Here is a 22,209-nt window from a genome sequence, read left to right as displayed (position 1 = left end):
AACACAAAGACGCTTTCGGGCACATTGTTTATCTGTGCGAAAGCGAAGCGACAGCAACAATTATGTCGAGGCATACATGATTAAAATTAAGTGAATTCTCTTTTTAAACGATTTTTCACGTTATGGTGTGGTAAAATATATTGATTGAAATGAACACGAAAGGACGAACCGAAAATGGCAGAGAATCTTGATTTATTTGAACTAAATAAATTTTTTATACTCGGACGCCCAATCGTCTCTATCTTCCATAATGCACAAAATATGTATTCGATAGTTCGTGTGAAAATTCAAGAGACTAACTTACAATATGAAGATAAGGAAATAATAGTTGTTGGATATTTTCCGCCGTTACAGATGGATGAACAATATCGTTTTACAGGTTTGTTGAGACAACATCCAAAATATGGTGTGCAATTTCAAATTGAAACATTTACAAAGGAAGTGCCAGCAACAGAGCAAGGAATTATTCATTACTTATCGAGTGATTTGTTTGTTGGAATCGGAAAAAAAACTGCTGAAACAATTGTAGAGAAACTAGGAGCAAATGCGTTACGTCTTATTTTAGAAGACCCTAATGCACTTGATGCTGTACCTCGTTTATCTGCTGAAAAAAAAGAGGTTATCCATCGTACGATTGAACAAAATCTAGGCTTAGAACGAGTGATGATACAACTTAATGAATGGGGTTTCGGACCACAGCTCGGTATGAAGATTTACCAAACATACCGAACAGAGGCCGTTGAATTATTAACTGAAAATCCATACCGCCTGATTGAAGATATAGAGGGCGTTGGTTTCTTTCGTGCCGACGAGCTAGGTGCTAAATTAGGGATTACTGGCAATCATCCAGACCGTATTAAGGCGGCGATTTTACATACTCTAAATACAGCAGCTTTATCAGATGGGCATGTGTATTTAGATGCAGAAAATGTTTTACCACTAGTAAAAGATATGCTTGAGCAAAGCCAACGAGAGGAAATTCCTTTTGAGATCATTTCTAAAGCTTGCATCGAATTGCGCGAGGAAAGTAAAATTTGTGGGGAAGAAACAAGACTATATTTACCATCCCTATATTTCTCAGAAGTAGGAATTGCATCAAAAATATTAGCTTTAATCGAACGAAACAATAAGGCTGATCATTTTAGTAAGGACGAAATACGTAAAGCGATTGGTGAAACAGAAGAGTTTCTTAATGTCACATATGCTGAAACGCAAGCGAATGCGATCGAACAAGCGCTAAACTCCGCCGTTATGATTTTAACTGGTGGACCTGGGACAGGTAAAACAACTGTTGTTCGGGGTGTAGTAGAAGTGTATGCAAAGCTACACGGATTATCATTGAACCCGAAGGAGTATGCACAAAAAGAAGAACCTTTTCCGATTATTTTGTGTGCTCCAACAGGTCGTGCTGCAAAGCGTTTATCGGAATCAACAGAACTTCCAGCGATGACAATTCATCGATTGCTTGGCTTTACTGGTCAGGAGAAGGAAGAAGAAACTGAGCGTGAGGTAACAGGGAAACTTATTATTGTAGACGAAATGTCGATGGTCGATACTTGGCTCGCGCATCAGTTATTAAAATCCTTACATGAGGATGTACAAGTCGTTTTTGTGGGTGATCAAGATCAGCTTCCGCCAGTAGGACCAGGTCAGGTGTTAAAGGATTTGTTAGCTTCAGGGCAAATACCTACTGTAGAATTAACAGAGGTTTATCGACAAGCAGAGGGTTCAACGATTATTGAGCTTGCGCATCAAATTAAACGCGGTAATATCACCAATGATCTAACGTTAAAAACGTCTGACCGTTCATTTATTAAAGCCTCTTCAGATCAGGTAGCAAACGTTGTCACACAAGTTGTGAAAAGTGCGGTTACGAAAGGTCAAGAAATCCGTAATATCCAAGTGTTAGCACCAATGTACAAAGGTCCAGCAGGAATAGACAATTTAAATAAAATGATTCAGGAACTTATTAATCCAAACGATACGGGTACTAGAAAAGAGCTTGTCTTTGGTGATGTCACATATCGCATAAAGGACAAAGTTTTACAACTTGTCAATCAACCTGAAAGCAATGTTTTTAATGGTGATATGGGTGAGGTTATTAGTATTATCAAGGCAAAGGAAACTATTGAGAAACAAGATTTGCTTGTTGTGTCATTCGACGGTATTGAAGTAACTTATCAACGTAGTGACCTCAATCAATTGACACTTGCCTACTGTTGTTCTATTCATAAGTCGCAAGGCTCTGAGTTCCAAACAGTTATTATGCCGGTTGTACGAGGATATTCTAAAATGCTGCGTCGTAATTTGTTATATACTGGTATTACGCGTGCGAAAAATTTCTTGATTTTATGTGGTGAGCCTGATGTGCTAGCAGATGGCTTACAGCGTACAGATGATTTACAGCGCTTTACATCTCTACGTGCAAGGCTCAATCCAATGGAAATTACAGAGGAAATTGTAGAAGTAGAAACGATTCCATTAAACGAAGATTTACAAAATGAAAAACAATCCATTGATTTCAAGCTAACGGTAGAAACAGAACCATATATCCATCCTTTGATTGGAATGGATGGTGTCTCACCGTATGATTATTTAGATGAGTGAGTTAATTTCATGAATTTAAACCCTTTAGTATCGAGGGTTCTGAAACAATAAAACGGGCACCTCCCCAATAAGCTCTTGGAAAATATAATTTATGTAATTAATTCAGCCAATGTAAACTTTTAATGGTTGGAAAATCGTCTAATGATTGAAGTAAAAGAGAATAAAAATTTTTTGAGGTGAATAAAGAGTGAAACGCTTATTAATATTGCTTCTATTCATGATGTTAATACCTTTTGCAGAAAAAGCATATGCAAAAGATACTGTCATCCAGGTGAATGAGGAAGCAACTGTCTTTGATAATCGTTCAGGCTCACTAGTGCAGGTGGGGACATTATCAGCAGGGCAAACTTTTGAAGTAACAAAAGATTATGGAGCCAATTGGTGGCAAATTCGTTGGGGTGGTTATTATGGTTATGTTGAAAAAAGTTATACAACCGTTGTTCCAGCAACAACTTATAAAAACACAGTCCCAACTGTTGCTAAAATAACTGATTATATAGTTGCAACACAGGTTGCACCAATTTACGATAATACTGGCAATAAACTTGTTCAATTTGCTTCATTGTCAGAGGGAGTTCGCTTCCCTATATATAGCGGAATGGGTAATTGGTATGGAATTGCTGTGAACGGACGCTTAGGATTTGTGCATAGTAATTTTGTAGTGAAAGAAAAAGGTCAAAATTCAACAAATACAAATACCTCAACGCCTTCTGAAAAACCAACTACAACTCCTCCTAGTAAACAAAATGGCTATATAGAGGCGTTAGAAAACGTCATTCTTTATGATTTCCGCCGTGACAAAGAGATGGCTATTGCTACGTTAATGAAAGGGCAACAGCTAGAGGTTGTAGATTCAATGGACCCAACATATGTTCAAGTTCGTTGGGGGAAAGCATATGTTTATGCAGAAAAATCAAAGGTGAAATTTTTAAATACTCCTTCATATAAAAATGTTGGTAAGGATAATGCCATGAAAAATGAGTATTTCATCCCTGTATCTGCAAACAGTGAAATTTATGATAAATCATCAAAAATGTTACAGCCATTTGCCAAACTAGATACAAATCGCCGTTATCCGATATTACGGAAAGAAGGGACTTGGTACGTTACAGTACTTGGCGGCCGGGAAGGATATATCCATAGCACTAAAGTAGCGATTGATCGTGGTGTCCCTGTAATGATGTATCATCATTTTCTAAAAGAGCATGAGCTTGGTCGTTTCAAAAATGTAAGTACTACGATGACAGATGTTCAATTTACAAATGAAATGCAGTATTTAAAAAGTAAAAACTACGAAACTATTACTGTAGACGAATTATCGCGTTTCATGCGTAATGAAATTACACTGCCTGCCTATTCAATTGTTTTAACTTTTGATGATGGGCTATTATCGACACGTGAATATGCGTATCCAGTACTGAAAAATAATGGCTTTAAAGCTACACAATTTTTAATTACGTACCGTAATGAAAATTCGAAAGATGGGCAAATTTTTAACTATAATGATTTACAGGCAATTTCGCATCAGGATATGACAAATATGCAAGATGTATTCGCCTATGGATCACACACATACAATTTACACGACTTAGTAGGGAATAAAGGGAAAATGCTTCTAATCCCATACCATGAAGTTGTTCAGGATTTACAACGTAGTATAACAAATATTCAAAATACTAAAGCTTTTGCTTATCCGTTTGGACAATATAATGCAAACATCATTAATGCGGTAAAGGAAACTGGATTCACAATGGCATTTTCAACGAAGTTTGGTTATAACAATCCGTACGATGATGTATATCAAATTAAACGCTTGTCCAGTAATCAGCAAACAACATTCGAACAGTTTCAAAAAATGGTTCTACCATATGCGCAGTAAAATAAGAAACCCGATCAAATCGAATTGATCGGGTTTTTTGTGTTTTAATGACATTTTTTGGAATGTGTGCTGTGTATAGGGCTATGGACCCCTAGGAAAGAATCTAGTCGGAAAGGAAATTCCTCCGGCGGATAGCGAGGAAATCGGAAAGGAGTTCAATATAGGATGTTAGACTAAAATCATCGCATCCATGGGATAATGGCAAACTGACCTGCATCGGTAAAAACCCACGTTCTGTGGCATTACCGAAATAATCGATATCGTGTCTGCACTCAGGCAGGACTAAGCACAAAGCCGATTCCGGACGGATAATTGATCAATATTTAAGTTTAGTGGATACCAACCAGATGATGTTTAACTACTTCATATGCTTGGCAAACATTTTTCAATTGATCCTTTTCTTTGGCGATCATATCTAAAGCGATAGAATATAAAAGATTTTCTTCATTATGGTCTTCCATTTTGTTCATTATAGCAGCTTCCATTTGCGATACGTACGAGATGATTTGTTTATTCATTTATATTCTCCCTTAATAATAAGATGTATTTTGTGTTGGTTACGAAGCAATCTTACACCTACATATATAAAAAAATCTAGCAAATCTGTACTAGTCAAAGGGGACTTTTTTGTGAATGTGTCGCTAAAATGAACTCGTTAAAAAAGTGCTTAATGAAAACGTTTTTATCTAAAATAACTGAAAACTCGTGCAATGGTTGCGGACTTTCAACTGTATTTATAAAGTAATACAGTTTAGGTGGTTTAAGGGTTTTCTATAATACAGTTGGGTGAATCGTAACCTAATATTAGGAAATCTCATATACTAATCAAGTATAAAAACATATGTAACGTTTAGGGGTGACTGCATGCCAGTAATTACAGGACAGCAATATATTGACCGTATTGACGCTTTACAAACCTATATTTCGATTGATGGGAAAGTTGTCACAGGGAAAGTGTCGGAGCATCCAGCATTTAAGGGAGTTATGAAGAGTCAGGCAAGGCTTTTTGATATACAAAATGAAGATGCATTGTTCGAGGAGATGACATATGTTTCGCCAACGAGTAATAACCGTGTAGGTATGTCTTTTCTTCAGGCGGTGGCAGTCGAAGATCTCGTAAAAAGACGCAATGCTGTACGACAATGGGCATTATCCAATAATGGCCTTATGGGTAGAAGTCCGGATTACATGAATACAACATTAATGGCTTTAGCATCGGCTGCGGAGTATTTAAAAGATAAGCAAAATTGTTTTCCTCAGCATTTATTAAATTTTTATGAGTTTGCCCGTGAGAACGATTTAACAATGACACATACATTCATCGAGCCACAAGTAAATCGCCGAAAATTTTATTTTGAAGATGAAGATGTTATTATTGCTGCTAAAGTTGTAGATAAGACGACCGAGGGGTTAGTAATTAAAGGTGCGAGATTACTAGCGACACAGGGAGGAATTACAGATGAACTCCTTGTTATATCAACAAATGGCTATGATGAAGGTAAAGGCTTTGCTTTCTCAATACCAAGTAATGCAAAAGGTTTAAAGTTCTTATGTAGGCAATCATTTGTCGGAGGGGAATCGGCTTTTGATTATCCATTGAGTAGTCGTTACGAGGAAATGGATGCAATCGTTGTATTTGATAATGTTGTAGTACCGTGGGAACGTGTCTTCTATTATGAGAATATGGAAGTTGCCAATAACTTTTTGAACGTAAGTGGTTTTCAAACATATGGTTTACATCAAGTTCTTACACGTCAAATTGTCAAAACAGAATTTGTCTTAGGAGTTGTACAGTCAATTGTAAATACGATAAATATCGGCGAATATCAACATGTACAGCAAAAGGTTGTTGATATTATCGTGACACTAGAAACGATGAAGGCCTTACTGATAAAGTCTGAAGTAGAGGCAAAAAGAGATGATTTTGGTTTTATAAGACCTGACTTTCCTACAGTACAAGTAGCTATTCAGCTGTTCCCTAAAGTGTATCCGATCTTTACAGAAATTATTCAGCTACTTGGCGCAAGCGGATTAATGTCCATTCCAAGTGAAAAGGCATTTACTGCGGATGACGGGGACCTTAAGCATTATTTACAGTCTTTTCAAGATGGTGGAGAGGAGCGCGTCAAAAAATTCCGCTTAGCTTGGGATTTAACGATGAGTAGCTTTGGTACACGACAAACACTGTATGAGCGCTTTTTCTTTGGAGACCCTGTCCGTTTAGCTAGCGCGCTTTATAATTCTTACAATAGGGAAGAGTTAGTTAGTCGTGTAGATAATTTTTTAAAAAATAACAATTAGTTTTCTAGAAGTCAGATTTATCGACACTCTATATTTATCTTATTTGTTTGACAATTGCTTTACTTTACACTATGATTTACAGGAACTATAAAATAACTAAATAACAATCCCTTCGTTAGGTGAGGCTCCTATGCTGGAGATACGCTACTGCCCAAAAATGTCGAGAGACGCCAATGGGTCAACAGAAATCATCGAAATAAGGTGTTTTTTAACGTAGCTGGTGTAATTCCTATGCCGCATAGTGCTAAAACTCAACGTTTGAAGGAAGAAAGCAGAGTAGTGTTTTTAACGATACTGTTCTTTGTTATGTGTATTCAACACGCCTTCATTCGTCGAAGGCGTGTTTTTGTTATTTAAGGAAGGTGATGAGAATTGGATAGTAGCCCTGAACCGAATACGAAAATGTTAAGTAGTAAACAAGTAAGGATTGTCGATTTCTTATCGCCAAAACAAATGGGTATTGATGAGAAATGCTTCTAAAACAAGCTAAATACCAATCAATAACGTCACCTGTTTGTTTTCCTTAAATAATAAAACATGAGGTGAAGAACAATGATTAAAATCAATTATTTAAAAAAAGGAAATAACACAGTACAACATGATTTCGATATTAAAAAATTTAATCATACCCTTCATACAGACGATTTGTTATGGGTTGATTTATATGTATACAACTACAATGAATTGAATGATATAGCCGAAATATTTGGTTTCCACCCATTAGCAGTTGAGGATTGTCTTCATGAAGGCTCACGTCCTAAAATGGATAATTACGGAGAATATAAATTTTTCGTTTTCCATGCACCAATTTATAACGAAAAAAGCAGCAATGAAATAACAACAGTAGAATTAAATATTTTTATGGGTCCTAACTATGTTGTAACGGTTCATAAACAGAAACTTAAATGGCTAGGTCACATAGAGAATGTTTGCTTAAACAGTACAAAGTATTTAGATAAGGGTACCGATTTTCTATTGCATACTATTATCGATGGAATAACGGATGAATACTTCCCTGTTTTAGAAAGAATTAGAGCGCGGATAGATGAGCTTGAAGAAGAAATATATGAGTATGAACCTAAAGAAGTTACGGAAGAATTCCTTGCATTAAAACGAACTATTATTTTAATTCGACAAGCAATTATGCCGCAAAAAAGAATTTTTTCAAATAGTAATGGTCAGTGGAAATTTGAGATTCGTGAGGGAAATATACCTTTCTATAAAGATTTAAATGATCATCTAGAACGAATTGTAGAATCAACAGAAACTTATAGAGATTTGGTTAACAGTACGCTAGATACGTATTTTTCTATTATAAGTGGTAAATCGATTGAAAAGCTCAATTTATTAACTGTCATCTCGACTATTATGTTGCCTTTATCGGTAATTACAAGCTTTTTCGGAATGAATGTTCCGTTGCCATATCAAGATTCCCCAATAGCAACAATAACAATTAGTGTGTTCCTTGTCGTTTTTACTTGGGGAATGTGGGCTTATTTTAAAAAAATGATTGCTTAGTTATGATTAGCAATTATAGTTCCAATTGACAGAAGAACATATTTTTTTTATAATTCTCGTTAGAAAATTGTAAAAAACGATGATGGAATAAGTACGTATTTGTGCGTGTAAAAGAAAGGGATTTCTTGGCTGAAAAAATCCTCACTATAGCGAATACCGAAAGCTACTCCAGAGTGCAGTTAATCCCTGCCGTTCACTTACGTTACAAGTGCTAAAGAGGTAAGTATACTTTTACTTACAACTAGGGTGGTACCGCGAGACAAATTACAAGTCCTCGTCCCTTTTTTGGGATGAGGGCTTTTTTATGTATATTTGCGGATTCATCTCGTAATTTTACAAAACATATAGGGAGGAACTTTTTAAATGAAAGCAGTAGAAATTCGCCGCATGTATCTAGAATTCTTTAAAGAAAAAGGCCATCATCATGAGCCATCAGCACCACTTGTGCCGATCAATGACCCATCATTACTTTGGATTAACTCAGGTGTTGCAACACTTAAACCATATTTCGATGGTCGTATCATTCCTGAAAATCCACGTATCACAAATGCCCAAAAATCAATTCGTACAAACGATATTGAAAACGTAGGTAAAACAGCTCGTCACCATACGTTTTTTGAAATGTTAGGTAACTTCTCGATTGGTGATTACTTTAAAAAAGAAGCTATTCATTATGCTTGGGAATTCTTAACGGATAAAAAATGGATGGGCTTTGATCCAGAACTTTTATCGATTACGATCCATCCTGAAGACCAAGAAGCGTATGACGTTTGGCATAACGAAATTGGTATTCCTGAGGAGCGTTTAATCCGTCTAGAGGGGAACTTCTGGGATATCGGTGAAGGTCCATCAGGTCCTAACTCAGAAATTTTTTATGACCGTGGGGAAGAATATGGTTCAGATGAAACTGATCCAGAAATGTATCCAGGTGGTGAGAATGAACGCTATCTAGAAATTTGGAACTTAGTGTTCTCTCAATTCAACCATAATCCTGATGGCACATATACACCACTTCCAAAGCAAAATATTGATACTGGTATGGGTCTAGAGCGTATCGTATCGGTAGTTCAAAATGTTCCAACGAACTTTGATACTGATTTATTCATGCCTATTATTGAAAAAATCGAGCAGTTAGCAAATCGCAAATACAAACGTCCAGGTGAAGTAGCACTAAGTGAAATCTTCGATTCAGAAGAAGATATCAATACACCATTTAAAGTAATCGCTGACCATATTCGTACAGTGGCGTTTGCTATTGGTGATGGTGCTCTTCCTTCAAATGAAGGTCGTGGATATGTATTACGTCGTTTACTACGTCGTGCTGTACGCTATGCAAAACAAATCGGCATTGAAAAGCCATTTATGTTTGAATTAGTACCAACTGTTGGTGAAATTATGAATGATTTCTACCCAGAAGTAACGGAAAAATGCGAGTTTATCCAACGTGTTATTAAAAATGAAGAACTTCGCTTCCATGAAACATTGGACGGTGGTCTTGCTATCTTTAACGAAGTGGTAGAAGCTCAAAAAGTAGCAGGCCATGACTATATTCCAGGTGCAGATGCATTCCGGTTATATGATACTTACGGTTTCCCAATTGAATTAACAGAAGAATATGCGGAAGAAGTAGGCATGAAGGTAGATCATGAAGGCTTTGAAGTAGCAATGGAAGAACAACGTGAACGCGCACGTGCAGCTCGTCAAGATGTAGATTCTATGCAAGTACAAAACGAAGTGCTAGCAAACTTGACGGTTGCAAGTGAATTTGTGGGCTATGATACATTAACGACAGACACAGAAGTTGCAGCGATCATTGTCAACGGCCAAGTGTCAAAAGTAGCATCTGAAGGGCAAGAAGCATTAGTTATTTTAGCTAAAACACCATTCTATGCTGAAATGGGTGGTCAAATTGCAGATAGCGGTGTGATTGCTAATGATAGTTTTACTGCCATTGTAAAAGATGTACAAAAAGCTCCAAATGGTCAGCCGCTTCATACTGTACTTGTAGAATCTGGAGAAATGCATGTTGAAGATGCTGTAAAAGCGGTAGTTAACCGTGATGAACGTAATTTAATTATTAAAAACCATACAGCAACACATATTATGCAACGTGCATTAAAAGATGTACTAGGCGACCATGTTAGCCAAGCTGGGTCATATGTAGGACCTGACCGTTTACGCTTTGACTTCTCTCACTTTGGACAAGTAACAAAAGAGGAATTACAACAAATTGAACGTATCGTAAATGAAAAAGTGTGGGATGATATAGAAGTCGTTATTGAAGAAAAAGGCATCGATGAAGCGAAAGCTATGGGAGCGATGGCACTATTCGGTGAGAAATATGGCGATATCGTTCGCGTCGTTTCAATTGGTGATTACTCTATTGAACTTTGCGGTGGTTTACACGTAAAACGCTCTTCTGAAATTGGATTCTTCAAAATTGTTTCAGAAGGTGGTATCGGTGCAGGTACTCGTCGTATCGAGGCTGTGACAGGTAAAGTTGCCTATGAAGCCGTAAAAGAGGAAGAAGCTTTATTAAACGAAGCGGCAGCATTATTAAAAGCAAATCCAAAAGATCTTGTGACAAAAGTACAATCGTTGCAAGCTGAATACAAAGATTTACAACGCGAAAATGAAGCATTATCACAAAAAATCGCTAATGCACAAGCAGGAGCTATTGTGGACGCGGCGCAAACTTTTGGGGATGTAACTGTTCTTTCTACTAAAGTTGAGGCGAAGGACAACAATCAACTACGTCAAATGATGGATGACTTGAAGGCTAAAATGCCTAAGGCTGTTATCGTTCTTGGTGCTGTAGATGGCGAAAAGGTTATGCTATGTGCTGGAGTAACAAAAGATTTAGTTGGTGGCAATTACCATGCCGGAAATATCGTAAAAATGGTAGCAGAAGCATGTGGTGGTAAAGGTGGCGGTCGTCCAGATATGGCGATGGCAGGTGCAAAAGAAGCATCAAAACTTGATGAAGCACTACTTTCTGTGTATGATTATGTTAAATCCATTTAACTTCTTTTAGTGAAAAGAAGTTAAAGCCTCCGGCAGATGTCACGGAATCGGAATATAGGATGTTAGCCTAAAGTCATCGCATCCATGCGATAACGGCTAACTGACCTGCATCACGCAGGCCTAAACACAAAGCCGATTTCGGACGCAATTATGCCGAGGCATAATTGATAATACGCCAAAACATGTTATAATAAAGAGAAATTGGAGATGAGCTTTTTTGCACATCTCCTTATTTCTGAAAGCGAGGTGCTGGTCATGAGTTCATTTGATCAAACTATGAAATTTAATTTTCCAGAAGAATCAATGGAACAGGAAGTCAAGCAGGTAATGTTGAAGGTACATTCTTCATTAGAGGAAAAGGGATATAACCCTATCAATCAGATTGTCGGTTATTTACTTTCTGGTGATCCGGCGTATATTCCTCGCCATCAGGATGCTCGTAATTTAATTCGCAAGCTAGAGCGTGACGAAATTCTAGAAGAGCTTGTTAAGTTTTATATTAAAAAGAATAACGAGGACTAGAAATGAGAATTATGGGATTAGACGTTGGGTCAAAAACCGTAGGCGTTGCTGTAAGTGATGCTTTAGGATGGACGGCTCAAGGTATTGAAACCGTAAAGATTGATGAAGCTAACGGTGAGTTCGGCATTGAGCGAATAGCTGAGCTAGTAAAGGAGTATGCAATAACAGAATTTGTTGTAGGATACCCGAAAAACATGAATAATACGGTTGGACCGCGTGGGGAGGCTTCTGAAAACTATAAAAAGCTTTTAGAAGAAACATTTTCACTACCGGTCAAGCTTTGGGATGAGCGTTTAACAACGATGGCTGCTGAGCGTATGCTAATCGAAGCAGACGTGAGTCGCAAAAAGCGTAAGCAAGTCATTGATAAAATGGCTGCTGTGATGATTTTACAAGGCTACTTGGATAGCAAAAATTAATTGATGAGGTGACAATCCATGGCACAAGAGCATAACCATGAAGAAGAACTACACGTACAACACATTACAGTAATTGACGAGAACGGAAATGAACAGCTTTGTGAAGTAATTCACGTACATGAATCAGCTGAATTTGGCAAATCATACGTATTTTACTCTATGGTAGGCGCAGAAGAAGATGAGGATGGCTCTGTTGAAATCTTCGTATCTTCATTCGTTCCATCTGAAAATGGTGAAGATGGTGAGTTAACACCAATCGAAACTGAAGCAGAGTGGGATATGGTAGAAGACGTATTAAACGCTTTAGAGGATGAAAACGAAGAATAATCATCATCGTAGTCTTTAAAAGTGTGGAACAAGGATGGCAACAAGCACTCCTTGTTCCTTTTTTACTTTTGAAAGAATAAAGCTATGTGGTTATAATGACTCGAATCAATATTTGAACCATAGTTAAAAGGAGGAAATTAAATGAACGAAGAAACGCAAGAATTTCTGATTATTGGAGAGAATGGCAAAGAGCAAAAGTGTCGTGTTGTTTTCACCTTCGATGCAGAAGAAAAATCATATGTATTGTTTTCGTTAATCGACGAAGATGGTAATGAAATTCCTGGTGACATTTCTGCTATGACATTTGATTATGATGATAACAATGGAGAAATGATAAATTTACAGCCTGTTGAAACAGAGGCAGAATGGGAAATGATTAATGAAGTAGTCCTGACACTTCTAGACGAGTTTGAAGAAGGGCCACAGCAATTTACAATTACAGATGAGCATGGGGCAGATCAAGTATGTGAGGTTATTCATACATTTTCATCAGAACAATTTGGCAAATCTTATGTACTTTATGTTCTAGCAACGGACGAGCCAATAGAAGATCGAGATATTTTTGCTTCTCAATACGTATCTGGAAATGACGGAACGATTGAAGATTTATTACCGATTGAAACAGATGAAGAATGGGCATTTGTTGAAGATGTATTAAATGAATTGTAATTAGAGCTCTGAGTAGTAACTTGCTACTCAGAGTTTTTTTATTGAATAACGAGTGACGGCCTTTAGAAATATTAATAGAAAATTTCTATCTATTATGCAAAAACATTCTATATAAAAATGATATTTATGTATTTTCGAGCAAATTCATGTGTTTTTCTAGAGATAATTAAATTTCTTGTATTTTATTTTATCTGAATTTTTAAATATCTATAAATAAAACGAGATATCGAACGTTGACCAATCATAAGTAAACAGATAAGATTTGTTTTACATTAAACCAAGTAAGTTTATTTACAAAGGAGGAAATTGAACGTGAGGACACTATGGGGACTGCTAGTCGGTGTATTAGTGATAGGTTTGTTGGTAGGCTGCACAAACAAAGGAGAAGCGAGTAAAGACGAAACAGTAACATTAAAGGTAGGGGCAGCCAATGTACCACATGCGGAAGTATTAGAGTATTTAGCAAAGGATCTTGAAAAAGATGGCGTGAAATTAGATATTTCCATTTTAAAAGATGCTGTTCAAACAAATCAGCAAACGGCAGATGGTGAACTAGACTTCAATTACTTTCAACACATTCCGTTTTTAGAACAAACAAATAAAGAAAGCCATTTAGATTTAGTGAGTGTAAAAGGAATTCATATCGAACCATTTGGTGTGTACTCTAAAAAAATCAAAAATATAAATGATTTACCGCAAAACGCAAAGGTTTCCGTTCCAAATGATGTCGTCAATTTTTCTCGGGCTTTACTACTATTTCAGAATAATGGACTAATCGAATTGAATAAAACAAAGGAAAATGATTTTACAATCGAGGATATTACAAAAAACGAAAAAAATATTCAATTTATCGGTGTTGATTCTCAGTTATTAACTCGTTCACTAGATGATGTAGACGCATCGGCAATTAATACGAACTACGCCTTAGAAGGGGGCTATAACCCTGTGGAAGATGCACTTATTATCGAAGGATCAGAATCGCCATATGCCAATATTATTGCGACGACAAAAGAAAAGCAAAATGATCCAGCAATTCAAACAGTCGTTAAATGGCTGACAAGCGAAAAGGCACGTACCTTTTTTGAAGATCAGTATAAGGGGGCTGTCGTTCCAGCATTTTAAGTCTGGCATATCAAAAATATATGAAATGCTAAGGAGGTAGACGTGAAATGATTGAATTTATCGAAACTACAAAGGAATTTCAGGTAGGAACAACCGTTGTAACGGCATTAAATCATATTAATTTAACGATTCAAAAGGGTGATGTTTTTGGTGTTATCGGCTTTAGCGGTGCTGGCAAAAGTACATTAATACGGACAGTGAACTTACTGGAGGAACCAACGTCTGGTCGCGTTCTTGTGAATGGCAAAGAGCTGACAACATTAAGTAAAAAACAGCTTCGCGAGGAAAAGAAAAATATCGGTATGATTTTCCAACACTTCAATCTTCTTCGTTCTAAAACCGTCTTTGAAAATGTTGCGATGCCATTAGTATTAAGTGGTGTAAAAAAATCAAAGATTGAAGATCAAGTAAGTGAAGTTTTGGCATTTGTCGGTTTACAGGACAAAGCCGAGCGTTATATCGATGAACTGTCAGGTGGACAAAAGCAGAGAGTGGGCATTGCTCGTGCACTTGTCACAAAGCCAACAATTTTATTATGTGATGAGGCGACTTCCGCTCTAGATCCACAAACGACTAAATCTATATTGGAGCTACTCAAGCGAGTCAATATTGAGTACGGCATTACCATTTTAATGATTACACATGAAATGGAAGTCATAAGGGACATTTGCAATCGAGTAGCTGTGATGGAAAACGGAAGAGTTATTGAAACAGGCAATGTACTTAAAATATTTTCTGCACCGCAAAAGGAGACGACTAAAAACTTTGTACAATCTGTAGTTCGAGATGACATTCCACAATCTGTCTACGAGCAACTTAAAACGATAGATCATTCTAAAAAAATTTATAATCTGAAATTTATAGGTGTAGACGTTGGGCAACCAGTTGTCTCTCAAGTAGCAAAAAAATTTGATGTTGATGTCAATGTATTGTTTGGCAATATTACAGAGCTTCAAGGGATTCCCTTTGGTAATTTAATCGTTGAATTAGTTGGCGTAGACAAAGAAATAGAAAAGGCATACCAATTTATTCGAACGAAAGATATTCAAATAGAGGAGGTTAGTGCACATGAAGGTGAGCTCACAAATCATTATCGACGCAGTGTTAGACACGCTGTACATGGTTAGTATTTCGTTATTTTTTGGTGCGATTTTAGGCTTTATTTTAGGGATTACTTTAGTTGTGACGAGAAAAGGGCATATTCTTGAAAATACAATAATTTTCTCAATCATCAATCCCGTCGTTAATACCTTGCGCTCCATTCCGTTCATTATTCTGCTTGTTGCTATCATTCCATTTACACGCTTGCTCGTTGGAACGGCAATAGGTACGACAGCTGCCCTTGTGCCACTCGTCTTGCATATCGGTCCATATATATCAAGATTAATAGAAAATTCATTATTGGAAGTGGATGAAGGCATTATTGAAGCAGCAAAGGCAATGGGTGCATCTCCACTTCAAATTATTCAAAAGTTTTTACTACCTGAAGCTTTCCCCTCTTTAATATTAAGTGTTACGACGGCAACAATTGGGCTTATTGGGGCGACTGCAATGGCAGGGGCAGTTGGAGGAGGTGGCCTTGGTGATGTAGCCATTACTTACGGCTATCAACGCTTTGACAATGTCACGATTTTAGTTACAGTGGTGATTCTAGTAGTACTCGTACAAATCATTCAAAGTATTGGAAATAGTCTTGAACGAAAATTACGCAGAGTGTCATAAAGGAGAATTAATATGAGGAAACTAAATTATTTTTTCGGTTTAATCGCATTACTATTCCTACTAGTTGCTTGTGCAAAAGCAGATGAAAAAGATGCTGTGAAGGTTGGAATCCGTAGCTCGGAATTGAAAACATGGGAGTATATAAAAAAACAGGCTGCTAAGGAAGATATAAATCTCGATTTAGTGACATTCTCAGCACAATATGACCCGAACCAAGCATTGGCGGAGGGGGAGGTTGATATGAATGCATTTCAGCATGTCGCTTACTTAAATTTATTTAATACGAGTAACGATACAGATTTACAGGCAATTGGCACAACGATCATGGCTCCGATAGGCTTATATTCTAACAAATATAAATCCTTGGATGATATGAAAGAGGGCGCCAAAATTGCTGTACCAAATGATCCTTCTAACTGGGGTAGAGCGTTACTGCTATTACAGGAAAATGGATTACTGACGGTTACGGATAATTTTGATGGCAACGGTGGAGAGGATCGGATTAAAGATAATCCGAAAAAATTAAACATTTTACCAGTAGATGGTGCGACGACACCGAGGGTTATGGAGGATGCCGATTTTGCGATCATTAATAATGGGGTTGCTGTCGAAGCAGGACTACTATTGAAAGATGCCATCATTCATGAGAATGAAACGGCGAAACCTTTTATTAATGTCATTGTTGCAAGGTCTGAAGATAAGGACAATGAGACATTGAAAAAAATTATTGACATTTATCAGCGTGAAGAGACAGCTAAATTCATTAAAGATATTTCCAAAGGGAATTATATTCCTGTGAAAATGCCTTTAGATGAATTAGCTACATGGAAGGAATTTTACCTTCATTGACCAACACTATATTGACCTAATGCCTTTGTTTATATATGGATAGTGAAATTGATTCATATGAAAGGAAGATGACGACAAAATGACTAAGAAAAAAGAGTTAAAGCTTGCATTATATTTAATTGGGGCAGGTATGCATGTTGCAGCTTGGAAACATCCTTCAGCAAAAGTTAATGCAAGTATCGATATTAAAGCTTTACAAAAGGTGGCGCAAATAGCTGAAAAGGGTAAGTTTGATATTGCTTTTGTTGCGGATAGTTTAGCAATCAATCATGAATCACATCCACATATTTTAAATCGCTTTGATCCTCTTATACAGATTACAGCTTTGGCAGCTGCGACAACAAAAATTGGCCTTGGTGCCACTGCATCAACCACTTATAGTGAGCCATATGTATTAGCGCGACAGCTAATGTCCGTAGACCATATTAGTGATGGGAGAGTCGGTTGGAATCTAGTGACAACAGCAGATGCCACGGGAGAGACGGCTTTAAACTTTAGCCGTGACAAGCATTGGGAGCACGATCATCGTTACGAACGTGCGGAGGAATTTATCGATGTAGTTCAATCATTATGGGATTCATGGGAGGACGATGCTTTTGTTTACGAACGTGATAATAATATTTTTTATGACCGCAATAAAGTGCATGAGACCGATTTTAAAGGCGAATATTTATCAGTGAAAGGTCCATTGAATATTGCACGTTCCGTTCAGGGGCAGCCTGTTATTATTCAGGCTGGTGCTTCAAAACCAGGGCAAAAATTAGCAGCACGAACAGCGGAGGTCGTTTTTGTGCATTGGGATGATATTGAGAAGTCCAAGGAGCATTATCGCCATTTAAAGGCACAGCTTGCTCCATTTGGACGCACTGAGGAGGAGCTTCTTGTGTTCCAAGGGATATCGCCAATTGTGGGGGATACTGAGGAAGAGGCTATCCATAAGTATAATGAATTACAGGCGTTGATTGACCCATATGAGAGTTTAAAATTTGTTTCGGGCTATATGGGAAATGTAGATTTTTCTAAATACTCGTTAGATACACCTGCAATCGAAGTGGATTTTCCTAAAGTCAACAGTATTCAAAGTCATTTCTATGAGCATTTAGAAATTATCAAAAAAGAAAATTTAAAGGTGGGCGAATTATATGCACGCCTATTTGGTCCTGCGAAGCGCGATGCCTTTGTTGGAACACCAACACAAATTGCTGATGAGATGGAGCGCTGGATTACAGAGGAAGCGGCAGATGGCTTTATGTTAATGTTTCCGTTATTACCACGTGATTTAGAAGACTTTGTGAACAAGGTCGTGCCTATTTTACAAGAGCGGGGTATTTATCGAAAAGAATATACCGGTTCAACACTGAGGGAACATTTAGGACTCAAAAAACCACAAAATCGATTTACGAAAAGTAGGGTGACTCATTGATGAGTGATGTTTATATTCGTAACGATCGTGAGCAAAAGCTAGTTCAATATGCTAGTGAATTGGCACAACAAATTGACAAGACTGCTGATAAATATGATGAGAGTGGAGAATTTCCGTTTGAGCAATTTAAAATTTTAGAGGATGCTGGCTATTTTAAATTAACCGTGCCGAAAAAATACGGCGGTGAGGAAATTTCGCTTTATGAAATGTTATTAGTACAGGAACAATTAGCAAAAGGCGATGGTTCTACTGCATTGTCTGTTGGTTGGCACTTATTAACCTTTTTGAACGTTCGTGAGGCAAAGACGTGGCCCGAGCCAATATTTGCAGAATTAAGTCGTAAAGCAGTTAAAGAAGGTTCTCTATTAAATATTATCAATAGCGAACGAGGGAAAGGTAATATTTCTCGTGGAAGTTTACCTGGCACAATTGCAAAAAAAGTGCCTGGAGGCTATCTCATTACAGGTGAAAAGGCTTTTGCTTCCCTAGCCCCCATTTTAAAACAATTTACGATTATCGCCTATATAGAAGAAGAGAATTTAACGGCTGAATTTTTAGTAACTAAAAATGATCAGGTAGAGGTTGTTAATACTTGGGATGCAATGGGAATGCGTGCAACAGGTAGTCATGATATTATTTTTCATGACACATTTGTTCCGGAGGAGGCATTGCTATACAAGCATCGTCCAAATGAAATAAACCGTTTTTTAGCTGATGGTCGTATCTATTCATTAGAAATTCCAGCTGTTTACTTAGGGGTTGCAGGGGCTGCTAGGGATTATGCAATAGAATTTGCTAAAAATACTTATTCATACAGTTTAGAAAATACAATCGCACACGCAAGTCATGTCCAACAAAAAATTGGTGAAATAGAAATACTTTATCAAACGGCACGTCGAACATTGTATAGTATTGCAGCGCAAGTAGAGCAAAATCCTGCGATAAAGGATCAACTTTCTGAAGATGTTAGCATTGCAAAGTATGTCATTAGTAACAATGCCATTGATATCGTAACAAAAGCAATGCAAGTTGTTGGTGGACGAAGTCTGTCTAAGACTAGTAAATTACAGCGACTATTTCGAGATGTTCAATGTAGCCGCTTTAATCCTCCGGCAGATGATGTAGTTATAACACAGCTTGCAAAGGGATTATTAGTCGATGTCAAACAAGGAGCTTTTCAATTATAGGTATCACTTTATCTTGATGTTTTTCCAACCGTTTTTGTGGAAAAAATATTATTGAGTCTGCTAACAATATTGTTGGCAGATTTTTGTTTTCTATGAAGGGGCTTTCCATACCAAATAATCAAAACGACCCATTATTATCTATCTAGTTTTCTCTAATATGTTATCAATGCTTTAAAACTGTTTTTGTCTCAGCTTTTTTTACTAATTCTAGGGAATCAACTTTTATTAATTATACTCATTCTATTGTCGCAAGCTATTTTTTTATGTGTGCTTTTTCTACTGAATTATCTATTTCTGTTTGTCGTGAAAGTTGATTTCTAGTATGATAATGGAGTGATAGGGGGGAAACCCGTGAATAACGGTTCAAAAAAACAAGAAATGTTTTCAAAAATGCAAGAAAGAAAATCCGAGGTAAAAATTGTGAGAAAAATCGTTGCTATTGTTGCAATTGCTTTGGTCCTAATTTTAGGGATAGTCGGTTTATTTGGCTATAATTATGTGAAGAGCGCATTAAAACCAGTAGATCCAGATGCGACTAAAACAATAGCAGTTGAAGTACCAATTGGTTCAGGTTTAAGCTCTATTTCGACTCTATTAGAGGAAAAAGGGTTAATTAAAGATGCTCGTGTTTTTAAATACTATGCCAAATTTAAAAATGAATCTCAGTTCCAAGCAGGCAAATATGATTTATCACAGTCAATGACATTAGACGAACTAATCAAAAGTTTAAAAACCGGAAAGGTCTACCGTACGCCAGTCTTTGCAATGACCATTCCTGAAGGCTTAACACTTGAACAAATCGGTAATATTGTGGAAAAGAAAACACCTTACACTCAAAAGGAATTTATGGACTTAGTAACAAGCGACACATTTGTTCAACAAATGAAGGCTAAATATCCTGAGCTTGTAACGGATGCGGTTTTAGCCGATAATATTCGTTATGATTTAGAGGGCTATTTATTCCCTGCAACGTATTCTTATTTTGAAGAAAAACCAACATTGGAATCGATTGTAGACGAAATGGTAGGGGCAATGGACAAGGTTTTGAAAAATTACAGCGATGCTCTTACTGAAAAACAAATGTCAGTACATCAATTAATAACATTTGCTTCATTATTGGAAGAAGAAGCTACTGCTCAAACAGATCGAGAAACAATTGCGAGCGTATTCTATAACCGTATCAATCAAGGAATGCCTCTACAAACAGACCCAACTGTTTTATATGCACTAGGATCTCATAAAGATCGTGTACTTTACAAAGATTTAGAAGTAGATAATGCCTATAATACCTACAAAAATAAAGGCTTACCACCAGGTCCTATTGCGGGTGCTGGGAAAACTTCAATTGAAGCAGCGCTTAATCCAAGTGAAACAGATTATCTCTTCTTCTTAGCGGATAAACAGGGTGTCAATCACTTCTCGAAAACATATGATGAACACTTACAGAAAGAACAAAAATATTTGCGCAATGCAGAGTAATTTCTGTTAACTTGTGAGATGTTAAGTTACTTTTCAGCTGGTGTCCATACATCTGCGAAAGCCGAGATATACTGGATATTATTAAAAAATAAATAGTAATAATGTGGATAGAAGGAAAGAAAAATAGCTTTCCTTCTATTTTCATGCTATTATAAGTTGTGATTTTTAATCGATCCGCATGGGAAAAATTCAATCAGTCCGTTAATGCGGAAAAATATACGTGGTGGCAATTGTTTAAAGCTTATAAAAACAATTGCTCATTTTTGTATGACGAAGTACCAAGACATCACGTTTGGTCTTTTTCTTTTTGTTGTTAAATGATGAAGTACAGACAACGAGGATTACTCGTTGCCTTTTAACTTTTTTCAGCAGATGTCTTTTGTAGCGATAGATACAGATGTCCAAGCATCCACTGAAAGAAGTTAAAGCCTCTGGCGTATGTCACGAAATCGGCTGTGTGCTGGCACAAAGCCGATTCCAGACGCAATTATGCCGAGGCATAATTGATATGAGGGTGAACTTAAAAATGGAATTATCAGATGCATATATTCAATCATTTATTCAACCACGTAATGAATTGCTTTTAGAAATGGAAGCATTTGCGGAGGAGAATCATGTACCGATTATGCAGCTTGCAGGCATTGATGCACTAAATCAACTGCTACGTATTCAAAATCCGTCAAAAATTTTAGAGATTGGTACAGCAATTGGTTATTCTGCAATAAGAATGGCTGACGCTTTACCTAACGTGCATATTGTTACAGTTGAGCGAGATACTGAGCGTGTTGCGAGAGCAAAGGCTTATATTGAACGTTCTACAGTTTCAGATCGTATTACGGTTATTGAAGGTGACGCCTTAGAGGTGAATGATGAAGCAATTCATACAACCTTCGATGCAGTTTTTATCGATGCTGCAAAGGGACAATATCAACGCTTTTTTGAAAAGTATGCGCCTCTTGTAAAATCTGGCGGAGTTCTATATATCGATAATATGTATATGCATGGCTTATCAGATTTGGATTTAAAAGATGTACCGCGTCGCAAGCGTACAATGATTCGAAATTTAAAAAACTTTACCGATTGGATTATGGAGCACCCTGATTATACTAGTGCATTTTTACCGGTCGGTGATGGTTTATTACTATGTTTGAAGAGGTGACT

18 protein-coding genes, 1 riboswitch and 1 other annotated feature are annotated in these 22,209 nt (G+C 37.1%); of the genes, 17 read left to right on the top strand and 1 reads right to left on the bottom strand.

The features are described from left to right. Positions 1-174: 174 nt before the first annotated feature. Entirely contained in the window at positions 175-2,607 is a 2,433-nt protein-coding gene (gene recD2 / locus AC3WSO_RS17440; protein ID WP_492532569.1) for an SF1B family DNA helicase RecD2, read from the top strand. Between the two features lie 187 nt (positions 2,608-2,794). Beyond that, positions 2,795-4,486 carry a polysaccharide deacetylase family protein gene (locus AC3WSO_RS17435; RefSeq protein WP_492532567.1) on the top strand — a complete coding sequence of 564 codons (1,692 nt, stop codon included), beginning with the start codon at positions 2,795-2,797 and terminating at the stop codon, positions 4,484-4,486. A 329-nt stretch (positions 4,487-4,815) separates the two neighbouring features. Here AC3WSO_RS17435 and AC3WSO_RS17430 read toward each other — a convergent pair whose 3' ends face one another. Further along, positions 4,816-5,004: a hypothetical protein gene (locus AC3WSO_RS17430; protein ID WP_492532565.1), complete on the bottom strand. Its 189-nt coding sequence runs from the start codon at positions 5,002-5,004 to the stop codon at positions 4,816-4,818. Positions 5,005-5,350: 346 nt separating this feature from the next. On the opposite strand from AC3WSO_RS17430, the gene hpaB reads away from it, so the two are divergent. From hpaB to AC3WSO_RS17355, 15 genes are all read left to right on the top strand, one after another. Continuing rightward, positions 5,351-6,787 carry a 4-hydroxyphenylacetate 3-monooxygenase, oxygenase component gene (gene hpaB / locus AC3WSO_RS17425; protein WP_492532563.1) on the top strand — a complete coding sequence of 479 codons (1,437 nt, stop codon included), beginning with the start codon at positions 5,351-5,353 and terminating at the stop codon, positions 6,785-6,787. 104 nt (positions 6,788-6,891) lie between these two features. Continuing rightward, positions 6,892-7,057, top strand: a riboswitch (M-box (ykoK) riboswitch). Between the two features lie 282 nt (positions 7,058-7,339). Further along, positions 7,340-8,305: a magnesium transporter CorA family protein gene (locus tag AC3WSO_RS17420; protein ID WP_492532562.1), complete on the top strand. Its 966-nt coding sequence runs from the start codon at positions 7,340-7,342 to the stop codon at positions 8,303-8,305. A gap of 70 nt (positions 8,306-8,375) precedes the next feature. After that, positions 8,376-8,590 (top strand) — a binding site (T-box leader). Positions 8,591-8,668: 78 nt separating this feature from the next. Next, positions 8,669-11,329 (top strand): alanine--tRNA ligase, encoded by a 2,661-nt coding sequence (gene alaS, locus AC3WSO_RS17415; RefSeq protein WP_492532561.1) that lies wholly within the window; start codon positions 8,669-8,671, stop codon positions 11,327-11,329. Between the two features lie 255 nt (positions 11,330-11,584). Continuing rightward, positions 11,585-11,851, top strand: coding sequence for an IreB family regulatory phosphoprotein (locus AC3WSO_RS17410; RefSeq protein WP_004226839.1), 267 nt, complete (start codon positions 11,585-11,587; stop codon positions 11,849-11,851). A gap of 2 nt (positions 11,852-11,853) precedes the next feature. Continuing rightward, on the top strand, positions 11,854-12,270 hold the full coding sequence (ruvX, locus tag AC3WSO_RS17405; protein ID WP_197145001.1) for a Holliday junction resolvase RuvX: 417 nt from the start codon (positions 11,854-11,856) through the stop codon (positions 12,268-12,270). A gap of 18 nt (positions 12,271-12,288) precedes the next feature. Continuing rightward, on the top strand, positions 12,289-12,597 hold the full coding sequence (locus AC3WSO_RS17400) for a DUF1292 domain-containing protein (RefSeq protein ID WP_049667728.1): 309 nt from the start codon (positions 12,289-12,291) through the stop codon (positions 12,595-12,597). 141 nt (positions 12,598-12,738) lie between these two features. Further along, a complete protein-coding gene (locus AC3WSO_RS17395; RefSeq protein ID WP_492532560.1) occupies positions 12,739-13,266 on the top strand; it encodes a DUF1292 domain-containing protein in 528 nt (175 codons plus the stop codon). Positions 13,267-13,578: 312 nt separating this feature from the next. Continuing rightward, the gene (locus AC3WSO_RS17390) at positions 13,579-14,388 is read left to right on the top strand and encodes a MetQ/NlpA family ABC transporter substrate-binding protein (RefSeq protein ID WP_492532559.1); all 810 of its coding nucleotides are present in this window, start codon (positions 13,579-13,581) and stop codon (positions 14,386-14,388) included. A 47-nt stretch (positions 14,389-14,435) separates the two neighbouring features. Further along, a complete protein-coding gene (locus AC3WSO_RS17385; protein ID WP_492532558.1) occupies positions 14,436-15,515 on the top strand; it encodes a methionine ABC transporter ATP-binding protein in 1,080 nt (359 codons plus the stop codon). After that, positions 15,457-16,110, top strand: a complete 654-nt coding sequence (locus AC3WSO_RS17380; protein WP_492532556.1) for a methionine ABC transporter permease — start codon at positions 15,457-15,459, stop codon at positions 16,108-16,110. The genes AC3WSO_RS17385 and AC3WSO_RS17380 overlap by 59 nt, the downstream gene beginning before the upstream one ends. 12 nt (positions 16,111-16,122) lie before the next feature. Continuing rightward, the gene (locus AC3WSO_RS17375; RefSeq protein ID WP_492532554.1) at positions 16,123-16,959 is read left to right on the top strand and encodes a MetQ/NlpA family ABC transporter substrate-binding protein; all 837 of its coding nucleotides are present in this window, start codon (positions 16,123-16,125) and stop codon (positions 16,957-16,959) included. A 79-nt stretch (positions 16,960-17,038) separates the two neighbouring features. After that, positions 17,039-18,382, top strand: coding sequence for an LLM class flavin-dependent oxidoreductase (locus AC3WSO_RS17370; RefSeq protein ID WP_492532553.1), 1,344 nt, complete (start codon positions 17,039-17,041; stop codon positions 18,380-18,382). Next, positions 18,382-19,569 carry an acyl-CoA dehydrogenase family protein gene (locus AC3WSO_RS17365; protein WP_492532552.1) on the top strand — a complete coding sequence of 396 codons (1,188 nt, stop codon included), beginning with the start codon at positions 18,382-18,384 and terminating at the stop codon, positions 19,567-19,569. The genes AC3WSO_RS17370 and AC3WSO_RS17365 overlap by 1 nt, the downstream gene beginning before the upstream one ends. 351 nt (positions 19,570-19,920) lie before the next feature. Beyond that, the gene (gene mltG / locus AC3WSO_RS17360) at positions 19,921-21,048 is read left to right on the top strand and encodes an endolytic transglycosylase MltG (protein WP_492532550.1); all 1,128 of its coding nucleotides are present in this window, start codon (positions 19,921-19,923) and stop codon (positions 21,046-21,048) included. 526 nt (positions 21,049-21,574) lie between these two features. Next, a complete protein-coding gene (locus AC3WSO_RS17355) occupies positions 21,575-22,207 on the top strand; it encodes an O-methyltransferase (protein ID WP_492532549.1) in 633 nt (210 codons plus the stop codon). Positions 22,208-22,209: the final 2 nt, after the last annotated feature.

Source organism: Lysinibacillus sp. EB106-09-02-XG168, assembly GCF_058791475.1.
This window is presented reverse-complemented; position numbering and strand designations above follow the sequence as displayed.

Coding starts and splice junctions, on each gene's coding strand:
- recD2 (WP_492532569.1), top strand. CDS start 175: ATGGCAGAGAATCTTGATTTATTTGAACTAAATAAATTTTTTATACTC.
- AC3WSO_RS17430 (WP_492532565.1), bottom strand. CDS start 5,004: ATGAATAAACAAATCATCTCGTACGTATCGCAAATGGAAGCTGCTATA.
- hpaB (WP_492532563.1), top strand. CDS start 5,351: ATGCCAGTAATTACAGGACAGCAATATATTGACCGTATTGACGCTTTA.
- AC3WSO_RS17420 (WP_492532562.1), top strand. CDS start 7,340: ATGATTAAAATCAATTATTTAAAAAAAGGAAATAACACAGTACAACAT.
- alaS (WP_492532561.1), top strand. CDS start 8,669: ATGAAAGCAGTAGAAATTCGCCGCATGTATCTAGAATTCTTTAAAGAA.
- AC3WSO_RS17410 (WP_004226839.1), top strand. CDS start 11,585: ATGAGTTCATTTGATCAAACTATGAAATTTAATTTTCCAGAAGAATCA.
- ruvX (WP_197145001.1), top strand. CDS start 11,854: ATGAGAATTATGGGATTAGACGTTGGGTCAAAAACCGTAGGCGTTGCT.
- AC3WSO_RS17400 (WP_049667728.1), top strand. CDS start 12,289: ATGGCACAAGAGCATAACCATGAAGAAGAACTACACGTACAACACATT.
- AC3WSO_RS17395 (WP_492532560.1), top strand. CDS start 12,739: ATGAACGAAGAAACGCAAGAATTTCTGATTATTGGAGAGAATGGCAAA.
- AC3WSO_RS17385 (WP_492532558.1), top strand. CDS start 14,436: ATGATTGAATTTATCGAAACTACAAAGGAATTTCAGGTAGGAACAACC.
- AC3WSO_RS17380 (WP_492532556.1), top strand. CDS start 15,457: ATGAAGGTGAGCTCACAAATCATTATCGACGCAGTGTTAGACACGCTG.
- AC3WSO_RS17375 (WP_492532554.1), top strand. CDS start 16,123: ATGAGGAAACTAAATTATTTTTTCGGTTTAATCGCATTACTATTCCTA.
- AC3WSO_RS17370 (WP_492532553.1), top strand. CDS start 17,039: ATGACTAAGAAAAAAGAGTTAAAGCTTGCATTATATTTAATTGGGGCA.
- AC3WSO_RS17365 (WP_492532552.1), top strand. CDS start 18,382: ATGAGTGATGTTTATATTCGTAACGATCGTGAGCAAAAGCTAGTTCAA.
- AC3WSO_RS17355 (WP_492532549.1), top strand. CDS start 21,575: ATGGAATTATCAGATGCATATATTCAATCATTTATTCAACCACGTAAT.